10 protein-coding genes and 1 pseudogene are annotated in these 15,179 nt (G+C 49.2%); 7 read left to right on the top strand and 4 right to left on the bottom strand.

Translation table 11 applies throughout. The features are described 5' to 3' along the window. Window positions 1-15: 15 nt before the first annotated feature. The 7 genes and pseudogenes from DXA74_RS09900 (at window position 16) to DXA74_RS09870 (ending at window position 8,433) form a co-directional block, all read left to right on the top strand. Entirely contained in the window at window positions 16-1,680 is a 1,665-nt protein-coding gene (locus DXA74_RS09900; protein WP_118527146.1) for a putative transporter, read from the top strand. Between the two features lie 288 nt (window positions 1,681-1,968). After that, window positions 1,969-4,503 (top strand): DUF5686 and carboxypeptidase-like regulatory domain-containing protein, encoded by a 2,535-nt coding sequence (locus DXA74_RS09895; RefSeq protein ID WP_118527144.1) that lies wholly within the window; start codon window positions 1,969-1,971, stop codon window positions 4,501-4,503. A gap of 28 nt (window positions 4,504-4,531) precedes the next feature. Beyond that, a pseudogene (locus DXA74_RS09890) lies at window positions 4,532-5,821 on the top strand (inositol-3-phosphate synthase). Between the two features lie 74 nt (window positions 5,822-5,895). Next, the gene (locus DXA74_RS09885) at window positions 5,896-6,393 is read left to right on the top strand and encodes a phosphatidylglycerophosphatase A (RefSeq protein ID WP_233550509.1); all 498 of its coding nucleotides are present in this window, start codon (window positions 5,896-5,898) and stop codon (window positions 6,391-6,393) included. Next, window positions 6,384-6,854: a GtrA family protein gene (locus DXA74_RS09880; RefSeq protein ID WP_158576054.1), complete on the top strand. Its 471-nt coding sequence runs from the start codon at window positions 6,384-6,386 to the stop codon at window positions 6,852-6,854. Before DXA74_RS09885 ends, DXA74_RS09880 begins: the two co-directional genes overlap by 10 nt. Continuing rightward, window positions 6,851-7,504: a CDP-alcohol phosphatidyltransferase family protein gene (locus DXA74_RS09875; RefSeq protein ID WP_118527138.1), complete on the top strand. Its 654-nt coding sequence runs from the start codon at window positions 6,851-6,853 to the stop codon at window positions 7,502-7,504. The genes DXA74_RS09880 and DXA74_RS09875 overlap by 4 nt, the downstream gene beginning before the upstream one ends. After that, window positions 7,501-8,433: a phosphatase PAP2 family protein gene (locus DXA74_RS09870; protein WP_118527136.1), complete on the top strand. Its 933-nt coding sequence runs from the start codon at window positions 7,501-7,503 to the stop codon at window positions 8,431-8,433. The genes DXA74_RS09875 and DXA74_RS09870 overlap by 4 nt, the downstream gene beginning before the upstream one ends. A 92-nt stretch (window positions 8,434-8,525) precedes the next feature. On the opposite strand, the gene DXA74_RS09865 is transcribed toward DXA74_RS09870, so the two are convergent. The 4 genes from DXA74_RS09865 to DXA74_RS09850 all read right to left on the bottom strand — a co-directional run bounded on the left by DXA74_RS09865 (window position 8,526) and on the right by DXA74_RS09850 (window position 14,944). Next, window positions 8,526-9,287 (bottom strand): 4Fe-4S binding protein, encoded by a 762-nt coding sequence (locus DXA74_RS09865; protein WP_118527135.1) that lies wholly within the window; start codon window positions 9,285-9,287, stop codon window positions 8,526-8,528. Window positions 9,288-9,506: 219 nt separating this feature from the next. Beyond that, entirely contained in the window at window positions 9,507-10,790 is a 1,284-nt protein-coding gene (locus tag DXA74_RS09860) for a TolC family protein (RefSeq protein ID WP_118527134.1), read from the bottom strand. A gap of 22 nt (window positions 10,791-10,812) precedes the next feature. Next, window positions 10,813-13,902 (bottom strand): efflux RND transporter permease subunit, encoded by a 3,090-nt coding sequence (locus DXA74_RS09855; protein ID WP_118527132.1) that lies wholly within the window; start codon window positions 13,900-13,902, stop codon window positions 10,813-10,815. Between the two features lie 19 nt (window positions 13,903-13,921). Next, window positions 13,922-14,944, bottom strand: a complete 1,023-nt coding sequence (locus DXA74_RS09850; RefSeq protein WP_118527237.1) for an efflux RND transporter periplasmic adaptor subunit — start codon at window positions 14,942-14,944, stop codon at window positions 13,922-13,924. Window positions 14,945-15,179: the final 235 nt, after the last annotated feature.

Genomic DNA, 15,179 nt, shown 5'->3' with positions numbered 1-15,179 from the left:
ATATAACTTTGCAGCATGGAATGGATAAACAGTATATTCTTTGAACATTCGGCCCTTCAGGCCATCATCATTTTATCGCTGACCACCGCCATCGGCATTTCGCTGGGCAAGATCCGCATAGGAGGTATCTCATTGGGAGTTACCTTTGTCTTTTTTATGGGTATCGTAGCCGGACATCTGGGCATCTCCCTCAATCCGGACATGTTGAACTACGCCGAGAGTTTCGGTCTGGTGCTCTTTGTCTACTCACTGGGCCTTCAGGTGGGTCCGGGATTCTTCAGCGCTTTCCGAAAGGAAGGTATTCAGCTGAACCTGCTGGGCCTGATAGTCATCCTGTTAGGCACAGCTATGGCCATCATCATCAGCTATGCATCACAGATTCCGCTCAAGGACATGATCGGTGTGCTTTGCGGTGCCACCACCAACACGCCGGCACTGGGTGCCGCCCAACAGACCTTAAAACAGTTGGGACAGGAAGCCAGCAGTGCCGCGCTGAGCTGTGCGGTGACTTATCCGCTCGGTGTTGTGGGTGTCATTCTGGCTATCATTGTCATCAAGAAACTGATAGCGCGCCCGCAGGACATGGATATCAAGCAGGAAGATGATCCAAACCACACTTACATTGCCGCCTTTCAGGTACACAACCCAGGCATCTACGGTAAAAAAATTGAGACACTGGCCAACGACAGTCATACCAAATTTGTGATTTCACGCCTGTGGCGCAACGGAAAAGTAAGCATTCCGTCGCGCGAAACCATTCTGATGGAAAACGACCGCATTCTGGTAGTCACCATCGAGAAGGACATGCCTATTCTGACCATGCTCTTCGGAGAGCAGGAAAACCGCGATTGGAATAAAGAGGATATCGACTGGAACAGCATCGACCGTGAACTGGTATCCAGCTACATTGTGGTGACCCGTCCGGAAATCAACGGTCGCCGTCTGGGTTCTCTCCGTCTGCGCAATGCCTACGACATCAATGTGAGCCGCGTGCTGCGTAGCGGTGTGAAGTTGTTGGCTACTCCCGATCTGGTGCTTCAGTTGGGCGACCGACTCACCGTAGTGGGCGATGCGGCAGCCATCAAGCAAGTGGAAAAGATTCTGGGAAATACCGTCACTTCTCTGAAAGAGCCTAATCTGGCAGCAATTTTCATCGGCATTGTGATGGGACTGATTCTGGGTGCCATACCGATTAGTATCCCGGGCATTGACACTCCGGTAAAACTGGGACTGGCCGGTGGTCCTATTGTAGTAGGTATTCTCGTAGGTTGTTTCGGACCGCGTCTGCACATGCGCATCTACACCACCCGCAGTGCCAACCTGATGCTGCGCGCCATCGGTCTATCGCTCTATCTGGCCTGTCTGGGTATTGATGCCGGAGCCCATTTCTTTGAAACCGTCATGCGCCCCGAAGGAGCGGCATGGATCGGTATCGGCTTTGCCATTACTCTCATACCGGTAATTCTGGTGGGCTGGATTGCCTTGCGCTTCAGCAAAATGGATTTCCGTACCACTTGCGGTATGCTCTGCGGCAGTATGGCCAACCCGATGGCACTGAGCTATGTGAACGATACCTATCAGGGAAGCAACCAGGCTTCGGTAAGCTATGCCACCGTCTACCCGTTGGCCATGTTTATCCGCGTTATTCTGGCACAGATTATTCTGATGATATTCATCTAGATATTCCGGAAAAGAACAAATCATTATTTTTTAGAAAGATAACCAAACAGACCGCATTTCTGAATCTTGCGTGAAGACTTTTCAGAAATGCGGTCTGTTTTTCTTTTTCACACTTCCGCAACCAGTCTCCGAAGCTATTCCTGGCTTCTTTACATTGATAATTATCATTCGTTATAAAATCTTATATAAGCAACAGGATTATTGAATATTTTCGAAGAAAAATAGACCTTTTTCCTTTTTCACTTCTGCTATACCTTTGCGTCTCAAAATGAAATGTAGCAATAAAATATGAGGTCTATTAAACTTTTACTGATTATCGGAATGTTCTGCTGTTCCCTGTCAAGCTTTGCGCAATATACCTTTAAAGGAACAGTACAAGACTCACTCACAAAAGAAACTCTGCCTTACATCTCATTATACTTTGAAGAACTAAAAGACGGTTGTATCAGTAACCTGCAGGGACGATTCTCGTTTACCAGCCCCGTAGAAAAACTCACGCTCCGGATCTCAGCAATGGGATATAAAGATTTTGTATGCCTATTGACTTCCAAGGACACTGCGGATATACAAATACTCCTGCAACCCACTGTTTTCTCTCTGAATGAAGTTGTCGTTCATTCGGGAAAAGAAAAATACAAGAGAGACAATCCCGCCGTTCGTTTCGTACGAGAAATGATCCGTCACAGAGACGACAACGATCCCGACCAACTGGAATTCTGGAAACGCAACCGATATGAGAAGACAACATTCTATATCAACGAATTTGACAGTGCCAAACAGAAAAAGTGGCTCTACCGTAAATTCACGTTCCTGAATAATTATGTAGACACATTGGAATCCGACGGAAAACCGGTACTGGCTGTATCCGATCGGGAACTGCTGGCTCAGGATTATTTCCGTCGCGAATCAAAGGAGCAGAAACAGGTCGTTCAGGCACGCCGACAGGCCGGTATCGACGAAATGTTCTCCCAGCAAGGTATGGAGCAGGTTATCAGTGTCACCATGACAGACGTTGACATCTTTCAGAATAACATCACCTTGTTTACCAACAAGTTTGTCAGTCCTCTTTCCAAAATGGGACCGTCCTTCTACAAATATTATCTGATGGACACACTGGTCATCAACAACGAGCCTTGTGTTGATCTTACCTTCGTTCCCTTCAATTCAGAATCCTTCGGATTTACCGGTCATCTGTTCGTCTCTCTGAACGGAGAGTATTTTGTGCACCAGGTAAAAATGAATTTTCCGAAAAAGATTAATCTGAATTTTGTGGATCACATGTCTCTGGAGCAGAACTTCCGACGTACCCAGGGCAATATCCGGGAAATGACGGACGAGAAGATCATGACAAACTTCAAGCTCACCGGAAAAGACGACGGCATGTACGCCTGCCGCAGTGTTCAATACAGCAACTACACTTACCAGCCGACGCCTGATGATCTGACCGTATTCAAGCATCCGCAGAAAGTCATTGAGGAAGATCATTCTGAGACACATACTCAGGAATACTGGGCGGAAATGACTCCCAAAGACTCTACCCGCAAGGCAACTTCCGTAGACAAGATGATGCAGCAGCTCCGAAGCGTGCCGGCCTTTTATTGGACCGAAAAGGTACTGAAAGTACTCTTTACCGGTTATATCCCTATTCCGGAAGAGAAACCGGTGTTCTACTACGGAATCATGAACACCACCATCAGCGGCAATGCTCTTGAAGGAGTACGACTCAGAGCCGGCGGTATGACAACAGCCCGTGTCAACCCGCATCTGTTTGCACGCGGATATGTAGCATACGGATTCAAGGACCACCGCGTGAAAGGACTTGGCGAACTGGAATACTCTTTCAACAAGAAAAAGGAATATGCCAATGAATTCCCGATCCATTCGCTGCGCCTGTCCTACAAATCGGATATTGACCAGTATGGACAGCATTATCTGTATACCAGCCAGGACAATGTCTTTCTGGCCCTGAAACGAAAGAGAGACGACCGGATCGGTTATTTGCAGAAAGGTGAACTGACCTACACGAATGAGTTTCATTCCGGATTCTCCTTTCAGATAGCTACACGACTGCGTCGTGACGAAGCCTCATCTCTGGTACCGTTTGTGAAACAGAGTGACGGAAGTCTTGTTGAAAGCATTCAGAATACAGAACTGGAACTCAAGCTCCGTTATGCTCCGAACGAGAAATTCTTTCAGACCCAATGGAACCGTTATCCGGTTTCTCTGGATGCTCCGGTCTTCACCCTCTCCCATACTTTGGCTGCAAAGGATATATTGGGCGGAGACTATCGGTATCACCATACCGAATTCGGATTCCAGAAACGTTTCTGGTTCTCGGCCTTCGGTTATACGGATGTGATTCTCAAGGCCGGAAAAGTATGGAATAAGGTGCCGTTCCCGCTTCTGATCATTCCCAACGCCAACCTGTCGTATACCATACAGCCGGAGTCATACAGCCTGATGAACGCCATGGAATTCATCAACGACCAGTATGCCTCGTGGGATGTCACTTACTATCTGAACGGTTTCCTCTTCAACCGGATTCCGTTGCTCAAGCATCTCAAATGGCGCGAAGTCATCGGCTGTAAAGGAATGTTCGGCTATCTGAGCGAAAAGAACAGACCCAAAGGTAATGACGACCTGTTTGCCCTGCCATACGGCAGCACGCTGATGCAGAGCAACCTCCCTTATGTGGAGATCAATGCCGGTATAGAAAACATTTTCAAGATACTCCGAATAGACTATGTTCACCGGCTGACCTACAGGAATCTGCCACACATCAGCAAACACGGAGTGAGAATCAGTTTACACATGACATTTTAAACTCTAGAACTTTATAAAAAGTAGAAAAATGAAAAAGAACATTGAACCAGCACAAGGAAAGCTTGGTATTTTAATCGTTGGAGTTGGTGGAGCCGTTTCCACAACATTGATTTCAGGTGTATTGTCTGTCCGCAAAGGACTTTCACAACCGGTAGGATCAATCACCCAGATGGCAACAATCAAGATGTAAAACGGAAAAGAAATGCCGATAAAGGATATTGTTCCGATTGCAGACTTGAAGGATATTGTGTTCGGGGGCTGGGACATCTTCCCGGAAAACGCTTATCAGGCAGCCGTATATGCCGAGGTGCTGAAAGCCAAAGATCTTGAATCTATCCGCACGGAGTTGGAAAACATCACTCCGATGAAGGCAGCTTTTGACCATAATTACGCCAAAAGACTCAACGGAACATTTATCAAAGACACCCAGACCCGCTGGGATATGGTGGAACAGCTGCGCGCCGACATCCGCAATTTCAAGGAGCAGAACCAGTGTGACCGTATTGTCGTTCTCTGGGCTGCCAGCACCGAAATATTCATCGCTCCATCTGCCGAACACCAGTCACTCCAGGCTTTGGAAAAGGCGATGAAGGAGAACAACACAGCTGTAATCCCGCCAAGCATGTGCTATGCTTATGCCGCCATTGCCGAAGGTTGTCCGTTCATTATGGGTGCTCCGAACCTTTGCGTGGATATTCCGGCTATATGGGAGTTCTCAGAGAAAATGAATGTTCCGATTGCCGGAAAAGACTTCAAGAGCGGACAGACACTGATGAAAACCGTTCTGGCACCTATGTTCAAGACCCGAATGCTGGGAGTATCCGGATGGTTCTCAACCAATATTCTGGGTAATCGCGACGGAGAAGTTCTGGACCAGCCGGAAAACTTCAAGACCAAGGAAGTCAGCAAACTGTCGGTCATCGAGCAGATTTTCGAACCGGAGAAGTATCCGCAACTCTATGGCAATCTCTATCACAAGGTTCGCATCAACTATTATCCGCCACGCCGCGACAACAAGGAAGCCTGGGACAATATTGATATCTTCGGCTGGATGGGATATCCGATGGAGATCAAGGTCAACTTCCTTTGCCGTGATTCCATTCTGGCCGCTCCAATTGCCCTCGACCTGGTATTGTTCAGCGACCTGGCAGCCCGCGCCGGCATGAAAGGTATTCAGACCTGGCTCTCCTTCTTCTGCAAGAGCCCGATGCACGATAATGAACACCAGCCCGTACACGATTTGTTCCAGCAGTGGCGCATGCTGAAACAAACCATCCGCGAAATGGTTGGAGAAAAAGAACCGAGTTATCTGGATTAAGCCCATATATTAACAACAGCTACGAAGGGCAGACCTGCTGCCCTTCGTAGCCGTATCATCAACCCTATCTGATTATGTCCTCTAAACGAACCGAAAAGTTTTCCATGTTCTGTGCCAAACTGATCGGCACCGGAGCCGGAGCCGGATATTGTCCGTTTGCACCGGGCACAGCCGGCTCATTGCTTGCCGGAATCATCTGGTTGCTGTTATGCCGACTGCTTCCGGAAAACAGATTATACGATCTGCTCCCCTGCCTGATCATTCTGTCCACGCTGGCCGGAGTCTGGGCAGCCAACAAATTACAGTCTGTTTGGGGCGAAGACCCTTCACGGGTAGTGATTGACGAGATGGTCGGCACCTGGATTGTCCTTTATGTGGTTCCTGTCGGGAATCTGTATCTGGGCCTCACAGGTATTCTGTTTTTCCGTCTGTTTGACATCTTCAAGCCGTTAGGTATCAGACTTCTGGAGGACGTGTCCGGAGGCTGGGGCGTCATGCTCGACGATATTCTGGCCGGAATATATGGAGTTTTATGTATGCTTCTTTTGCAATGGATCACTTTTTGTTTCTAAATAAGAAAATATACAACAGGATCTGCTGTTTTTTCAGAGCGCAATGTTCCGCACTTATAGCCACCGGCACGGACTATCTGGTTACCGCCCTGATGCTTCATGGCACCTCATTGCCTTATGTATATTCCACCGGCACAGGTTGCCTTGCGGGCGGAATATGCAATTGCATCATCAATTACAAATGGGTATTCCGGGTTCGTCAGGGGCATAAACTGCACATAGCATTGCGTTATCTGTTCGTATGGATTGTCAGTCTTTTATGGAACACCGGCGGCACCACTCTGCTGGGCAACTTCTGGCTCCAGGCCGGAGGCGGCACTTTTCTCACGAACAGTCCGGAACAGATATTCCTGATTTCCAGAATCGCCGTATCCGTAGTTTGTGCGCTTTTCTGGAACTATCCCATGCAGCAGTTCTTTGTCTATCAGATTCATCAAACAAAACCTATTCAAGACTCATGAACTACAGAGATTATCTACAACAACTGATTTACAGAATCACCAATCCGCTCATCCGGACCCTGATCCGCATCGGAATCACCCCCAATACGGTCACCACACTGGGATTCCTGTTTAACACCCTGGCGGCTGTGCTGTTTATTGCAGGCGGCTTTCAGGAGACAGACAGCGGACTCACGTATGTCGGCTGGGGAGGAGCCATCCTTCTTTTTGCCGGTCTGTTCGACATGATGGACGGCCGTCTGGCCCGTCAAGGGAATATGTGCTCCACCTTCGGTGCCCTTTACGACTCTGTACTGGACCGTTACAGCGAGCTGGTGACTCTCTTTGGCATTTTGTTTTTCTTGCTTTTGCATCAATATTTCTGGAGTGCCGTGCTTACAGCGCTTGCTCTGGTCGGCTCCATCATGGTCAGCTACGTGCGTGCACGTGCCGAAGGCTTAGGCATCAGCTGTAAGACCGGTCTGATGCAACGCCCCGAACGGGTAGTCCTCACCGCTTTGGGCTGTATCCTGTGCGGCATCTGCCAAGGTTGTTCCTTCCCTTCCATCTATCTGCTGATTATTCCCATGGGACTCATTGCCGTGCTGGCTAACTGGACGGCTATGGTACGCATCCAGCATTGCAAACACGAATTAAACCAGAAACAATGAAATATCCTCAACTCCCCAACAAGTCAGAATGTATATGGGCCGGTATCCTGATTCTTCTGTATCTGACCGCAACCGGTCTGTTTGTCGGCCTGCGCGGAGACCATTTTCTGATCACCGCCATGTTTCTGGCTCTGTTCCTCTGGAGCAGAGAGAGCCGGAAACTGGCTGTTGCCTTGCTGCCCTTCATCGTCTTTGCCATTTCATACGACTGGATGCGCATCTGCCCCAATTATGAAGTCAACCCCATAGACATACGCGGTCTTTATGAAACCGAGAAAGAATGTTTCGGCGTGTGGTCGGAAGGTACCCGCATCACTCTTTGCGAATATTTCTCCACACACCATCATGCCATAGCCGATCTGCTGGCCGGATTCTTCTACCTTTGCTGGGTACCGGTGCCTATCGCTTTCGGCATCGGACTGTATTTCAAGCAACACCGCAAGCTCTATCTTCATTTCTCCCTGGTATTCCTGTTGGTCAATCTTCTGGGATTCGCCGGATATTACATTCATCCGGCCGCCCCACCCTGGTATGTCATGGAGTATGGATTCGAGCCTATCATGAATACTCCGGGGCATGTGGGCGGTCTGGGACGGTTCGATCAGCTGGTCGGATTACCCATTTTTGAATCCATTTACGGGCGCAACTCCAATGTCTTTGCGGCTCTGCCCTCATTGCATTCCGCCTATATGGTCGTTACTTTATACTATGCCCTTAAAGGACACTGCCCGGTGTGGCTGTGCAGCTGCTTTGCCGTGATCATGGTTGGCATCTGGGGAACAGCCATTTATTCCGGTCATCATTATGTCATTGATGTCCTGTTGGGTATCGGCTGCGCCCTACTGGGTATCCTGTTGTTTGAAAAGATGTTCTTACACTCCAAGAGATTCCGGAATTTTCTGCAGCACTACCATACCTATATTAAATAACCCATAAAGATATTTCTTTATGACAAAAAGGAGAGGGAAAACAATTGCTGTCTTCCCTCTCCTTATTTTAAATCCCCGATTCTGTCTGCCCATTAATAAAGATACAGCTCATTTTCCTTGCGTTTGGAGCAGGCTTTATTCAACATCATTTTGCCCAGGAACAACATCAACGGGCTTACCTTGCGTGCTTTCTGAGGACAGATGGCAACACATCGCATGCACGAAATACAAGCCTCACGGTCGATATGATGAAAATCATTCCCGTCAATGGCACCAACCGGACATTTTCTGGCGCAAAGTCCACAATTCGTACAGGCACGGGTAGCTTTCGGTATCATTCCCGTAGCGCTGATTTTACGATAAGGACGGTTCCCGGGAATATTGGGCTCGGTGGCATTTCCCGAAAGCAGTTTGCCACGAATCTGTTCCGCAAACTCAATCAGTTGTTTCCGGTCTGCCTCATCAGGTCTGCCCTGCGCAAAATTCCGCAAGATGGAATGCTCGGCAACTGCTGCCACTGAGGCAATCACGCGGAATCCGGCTTTGGTGGCCGTATCGCGCAGCTCGGTCAACGTATCTTCATAGGCCCGGTTTCCATAAACGCAAACCAGAACCGCTTTGGCTCCATTCCCGTTAATGGCGGCAATACGCTTCACGGCAATGGCGGGAACACGGCCGCTATAAGAGGGTACCGCAATCAGGGCCACATCATCTCCGGAAAGTGAGATTCCCCCAAAATTCCGTGTTCTGTCTGTCAGATCGATCACCTTCTTATCTCCGGCACATTCATTGGCCAAAATGTCGGCCACCTTCTGAGTACCACCCGTAGGACTGAAACAAATATTATAAAACATAAACCTTCTCCTATTTCTATTTATTCATTAATCTGCAATACTCTTACATACTTTCAATCAAGGACTACAAAGCTGTCCTCCCTGTTTTCATACCGGCATGTTTTTCTTTTCATGCAAAGTTAATCATTTATATGCATTCCGATATCGTAAAAACAAAAAACAGTCGGAACTGCATGCCTATTTTCCATCACGGTTTCAGGCATACGGTTCCGACTTCTATCAGCGGGTAATCTGAATATACTCTCTCTTCTTCAACTCATATTGCATACAAGCCTCCACATACTGGTCACGGCTCTGCTGATAGATTGTCTGCGCCTGAAGCAGATCCGTCATCGTTGACGTTCCGGCATCATAGAAATCCTGATTCATACGCAGGTTTTCTTCTGATTTTCCGATGGACAGACGGGCTATCTGTGTCTGCTGATAGGCATCATTCAGTTCATTCCACACATGCTGCATACGGATGACCAGCATCTCACTCTGGTCGGTCAGGTTGTTACGGGCATTTTCCAACTGCAACTTCTGCTTCCGCAGCGCGTGCGATCCGCCCCACCATCCGGTAATCGGAACATTTACCGTAGCAAAGCCCACCCAAAAAGGATGATCCTTCTCCAGAAAATTATGGTACGCATATCCGCCCCCGATAGCCACAGAAGGCATATTCTTGCCCAGTGTCATTTTATATTGCAGCTCGCTGGCTTTGATGTTCTGCTGCAAAAGCGCGAACTCATCGGTCTGCAACAAAGCGGCCTGATGGTCACAACGCAGACTGTCGGGAGGCGTCAAGGCAGTATACAATACCGGTGAAACGATCCGTATGCTGTCGTCCGCGTATCCCATATACTGCGCCAGCATATCCTTGCTCAGAGCCAGAGAATTCTGCACTTGCAGTTTCCCGCTCAGGGTTTCGTTCTGTTTCAACTCCACCTGAAGCAGATCATTGCGTGTGGTCATGCCGGCTTCGACCGATGCCTGCACGTCCTTCAGGATACTTCCCAGCTGTTGCTCCACCTCGGATATGGTTTTCAGTTTCTCTTCCAGCACCACACATTGCCAAAAGTAGCGCTGCACGGTGAGCTCCACTTCCTTTTCCGAAAGATTCATCTGCAACCGTTTCACTTCTTCGCCGGTATGAGCCAGCTTGTTTCCATTTACAATCTGGCCACCGGTAAACAAAGGCAAGGCCGCTGTGACACTGCCCGTTACTCCATTCTTGAGCATGGTCATGCTCATGCCCGGAGCCAGTTCCATCTTGGCCAGTCCCTTATCGGAAATAAATCCTCCGGCCGCCGCACTTACACTCGGAAAATATTTCGTAAAGGCTTCCTTGCTGTCTTCCTGCGCCATGGCAAGTTCATTCTGCGCATTCTTGACCCGCACATTGTTTGTCAGTGCCTTTTGCACGCATTCATCCAGAGTATAGGCTTTTTGTGCCGAAGCCATACGGATATTCGCACAACACAATACTCCGGATAGCAGCAACAATTTATAGTTCGGTTTCATAAATTCATTTGTTTTTACATCATCAAATCTTTTCCAACGCTTCGTTCAGCGCGCGTTTCTTCGTACTTCCGCGGAACATCAGCATATAGCTGACGGGGAGCACGGTAAGCAATAAAAGCATGGTAATCAGTGTACCGTAACAGATCACCGTGCCCATAGGCATCCACAAACCGCTCTTGCCCAAGATCATCGGAATCACACCCATAGAGGCGGCAGCCGATGTCAGGAAGATCGGTCGCATACGGCGACGGGCCGAATGATAGATGGCATCACGTACATGCATTCCTTCAGTGGCACGGAGCTCCTCGGCATAGTCTATCATGATGATACCGTTACGCACAATGATACCCATCAGACTGATGATACCCAAGGTGCTGGTCATACCAAATTCCACACCTTGAATCAGCACACCGGCTGCCGTACCAAACAGACAGAGCACCATGCTGCAAAAGATCAGGAACGCGATGCTGATCTTCTTGAAATGGGCTAACAGAATAAAGAAGATCATAAAGGCAGCAATGGCCAGGGCCGACATGATCAACGGCATATTCTCCTGATCCTGTTCCAGATCACCGCCGTAGTTCAGTTCCACACCCTGCGGCAAATGCAGTTCATCGACCTTACTCATCACCTTCTTGGTGAACTCGGCCACATTAACTCCGCGCTGCACATCCGACATCACGGTGATGGTATAAACACCGTTACGACGCACAATCTGTCCGTTCTGCATTTGGGGGGTCAGGATGGCAATCTGGCGCAGAGGAACGGCCGGACCTCCGATGACCGGAATCAGTTCGTCATTCAGGTCTGCCACCGTACAGCTATCGGCATGCTCGCTTTTGAGCGTCACGGCCGTCTTGCGGTCGCCGTCCCAGACCTGAGTCACCGGCATTCCGTCGCCATAGCGCATGGCAAGAGTGGTTTCCAGCATCAGATTATTGATGCCCATCCGCGAAGCCTCATCTTCTTTCAAGGTCACTCCAACAGTTGCCTGCGGTTCACTGAAATTGGTTTGTGCCAACTGTACCTCGGGCATGCTGCGCAAAAGAGCAAGGCACTGATCGGCCGTCCACCGCAAGGAATCCAGATTGCTTCCGCTGAAGCGCAGCTCCAACGGATAGACCGACTGGCTGAAACTGATCTGCTTGAAACGTACCCGTGCCTCAGGGAAGGCATTTGTATACAGAGGGGCATAGTGATCGAGCAAAGCAACCGTTTCCTGGTTTCCGGCCGTATTGACAATCAGCTGGGCATAATTCGTGCCGCCCAGCTGCGGGGCATAGGCGGTATGGAAACGGGGCGATGAGCAACCGATAAACGAAGTCACTGACATGACGCGCTCATCACGGCGCAGAATATGCTCCATGCTGTCGGCCACAGCCTGTGTCTGCTCCACAGCCGTACCGACCGGCAGATAAATCTCTACGGCAAACTGGTTCCGGTCTGCCGCCGGCATCAGTTTCTGCGGCACCTTGCCCAACAGGAAAGCTCCGGCCACAACAGAAAGGACACCCACGGAAAGAGTCACGTAAGGATGGGCAAAACAGCCATCCAGCACCTTGTTATATCCTTTCTGAAGCCAATCCATAATGGAAAAGCCCTTTTCCTTACGAGCCACCGGCTTGCGGATGAACCAGAATTGCATGAAAGGCACAAGCAATGTAGCCACCAGTAATGAAACGGTCAGAATGAGCGTGATGGCCCACGGGAAACTGACCAGAAAATCATGGAACATGCCCTTCATGACCATCAGGAAGGGGAAGAAGGTTATACTGATGGCCAGCGTAGCCGAAAGGATTGACTGGAAGAAGTGTGTGGCACTGACCACAGAAGCATGCCATCGGGACACGCCCTCACCGATCTGCTCCAGATAACTGTCAATGATGACTATGGAGTTGTCCACAATCATACCTAAAGTCACAATCAGAGCGGCCAGAGTCACCGTATTCAGTTCTATGCCCAGGGCATAAAACAGTCCCAAAGAGATAAAGATGGTGATGGGAATAGTGGATGCAGCCACCAGAGCTACCCGCAACGGCAAGAGCAGCATGACCACAATCACCACGGCAACAATGGCAATCACCAGCTCACGCAGGAAGGAGTTCACACTGTCGCCCACCACCTGTGCCTGATCGGTGATACGGCTGATCTTGACATCCGACGGCAGTTCCTTCTCGAAATCCTGAATCACCCGATTCACTTCCTCACCCATCTGCACAATATTCTTGCCCTGCTTCATTTCCACGCTGAGCAGAATACATTTGGTACCGTTGTTCTTAATATAACTGTCGACATGAGGATACTCGCGGACCACACGGGCCACATCCTTCAGACGCACCGTATGTCCGGTGGGATCAGCATACACAATCTGCTGTTCGATGTCGTAAATCGTATTATAGGTGCGGGCCACATGCACCGGCAAGATATACTCCGGTGTCTGAAGGCGCCCACCGGTCGTAACAAATCCTTTGGCAAAGAGAGAAGCGCCTATGGTCTGTTCATTCAGTCCGTACTGCGCCAGACGGGCCGGATCCAGATAAATGGAAATCTGTTCGTTGCGCTCGCCGCTGACCGTCATACGGCCCACACTGTTGATTTTACGCAAACGCTCCTGCAGGTCGTCCATATAGTCGGAAAGTTCCCGATAGGTCTTGTCGCGGCTCTCCATCGTAACGAGCAGTGCCGAGGTGTCTCCAAAATCATCCATCACCTGCACTGCCAGCACGTTCGAAGGCAGCTGCGCCTTGAAACCGGCAATGCCATGCTTGAACTTGCTCCAGAAAGCATCCTTGTCGTTCAGCTCATCATTCAGCTCCACCTGAATAAAGACCATCCCGTCGCGGGTGGTAGAAAAAGTCTTCTCTTTCTTGACTTCCTTATACGAAAAGATATAATCCTCCAACGGCTTGGTCACCTGCTCGGTCATCTCTTCCACCGTATTTCCGGGTGCCACGGCAATGACCATACCCTGACGGATCGTAAAGCTCGGAAATTCATTCTTCTGCATCTGCGGCAGACTATAGATTCCAAAGGCAATGAGACAGCAGGTCACCAGAATGATAATCTGGCGATAATGCATGGCCCACTCCACTACATTCCGTTTCTTTTTCATAATCCAAATCCTTTTTACATTAAAAACTCAAAGGAGTATTCTCGCAGACTTTCTGCTGCCCTTCGGTGATAATTTCGTCACCGTCCTTCAGTCCGCTCAGCACGGTCACCCCGCTTGACGTGAATTCTCCGCAACGGATCTCCCGTTTTGTGGCCTTGCCCTTCTGGTTGAGCCATACAAAGGTGCGGTTCTGTTCATCAATCTGCAGGACACGTGCCGGAATCACATAGTTTTGTGCAGCTCCCTCTGTCGGGAGATAAACCTCGGCCACCATGCCGGGAAGCACATTGCCCTGCGCTCCCGAAAGTTTTATCTTGACTTCGTAAGAGCGCGACATCGGATTGGCCAGGATACCTTTCTCACAGACGTTACCGGTCAGACGGGCCTGCCCCAGTGCCGGAATGATGATTTGGGCAGTCTGCCCTTCATATACCTTGCTAATATCCGTCTCAGGCACTGAAATCTTTATGGCCAGACTGTTGCCGGTAACCAGACGGACCACCGGAGCACCCGGAGCCACATTCTGCCCCACCTCGGCCACCTTTTCGGCTATCACTCCCGAATAAGGAGCATACAGCTTGCAGTCGTTCAGATTCTTGCGGGCCATGGCTTCCATGCTTCTGGCCTGTGCAAGCTTGCTTTGGATTTCCACCCACTTGATTTCTGCCAGACTCCCTTTATCATAAAGTTCTTTCATACGCTTCCAGGCATCCTCGGCCTGACGGAGTGAGGCCACGGCCGCTTCATGAGCACTTTTCATGGCCGTGGAATTGGCCCGGGCTATCAGCTGTCCTTTTTTTACCTTGCTGCCCATGCCCACATAAATCTGTTCTATCTGGGCCATAAACGGAAAGCTCAGGGCTCCTCCGTTTTCTTCAGTCACGGTTCCCGAAAACCGCCATGTTTCCTGTTGAGAGGCTGCTCCCACTTTCAAAACCTTCACCTTGACCGGCTCCGCCTTTTGGGGCACCTCAGTAGCCTTGTTGCAACTGCACAGACACAGTGCAAATACCAGCATCGTCAAACAATCTTTTTTTTTCATATCATTCTCGTTATTTGGATATTTGTTAAAAACCGATGCAAAGAAAAGGGCTTTGGCAATGAATGCGAACAAGAATTCTTCCACAGAAGTGTTCCTTTTTTCTTTTTTCGGACAAATAGAACATTTCTATAGAAAAACATACCACTGGCAAATGAAAAAAAATAGCTTTCTTTGCATCAGGAAAATCATAAAGGAGAACCTGTTGGCGGAATTAAAAAACCGCCTGAAAATTAGT

Origin of the sequence: Bacteroides sp. OF04-15BH (genome assembly GCF_003477995.1) — a bacterium.
Lineage (GTDB): Bacteria > Bacteroidota > Bacteroidia > Bacteroidales > Bacteroidaceae > Paraprevotella.
The sequence above is the reverse complement of the archived record's forward strand: the minus strand, read 5'-3'. Positions and strand labels throughout refer to the sequence as shown.

Bases quoted from the DNA above. Each gene is read 5' to 3' on its own strand.
- DXA74_RS09900 (WP_118527146.1), top strand. From the start codon at position 16: ATGGAATGGATAAACAGTATATTCTTTGAACATTCGGCCCTTCAGGCC.
- DXA74_RS09895 (WP_118527144.1), top strand. From the start codon at position 1,969: ATGAGGTCTATTAAACTTTTACTGATTATCGGAATGTTCTGCTGTTCC.
- DXA74_RS09885 (WP_233550509.1), top strand. From the start codon at position 5,896: ATGTCCTCTAAACGAACCGAAAAGTTTTCCATGTTCTGTGCCAAACTG.
- DXA74_RS09875 (WP_118527138.1), top strand. From the start codon at position 6,851: ATGAACTACAGAGATTATCTACAACAACTGATTTACAGAATCACCAAT.
- DXA74_RS09870 (WP_118527136.1), top strand. From the start codon at position 7,501: ATGAAATATCCTCAACTCCCCAACAAGTCAGAATGTATATGGGCCGGT.
- DXA74_RS09865 (WP_118527135.1), bottom strand. From the start codon at position 9,287: ATGTTTTATAATATTTGTTTCAGTCCTACGGGTGGTACTCAGAAGGTG.
- DXA74_RS09860 (WP_118527134.1), bottom strand. From the start codon at position 10,790: ATGAAACCGAACTATAAATTGTTGCTGCTATCCGGAGTATTGTGTTGT.
- DXA74_RS09855 (WP_118527132.1), bottom strand. From the start codon at position 13,902: ATGAAAAAGAAACGGAATGTAGTGGAGTGGGCCATGCATTATCGCCAG.
- DXA74_RS09850 (WP_118527237.1), bottom strand. From the start codon at position 14,944: ATGAAAAAAAAAGATTGTTTGACGATGCTGGTATTTGCACTGTGTCTG.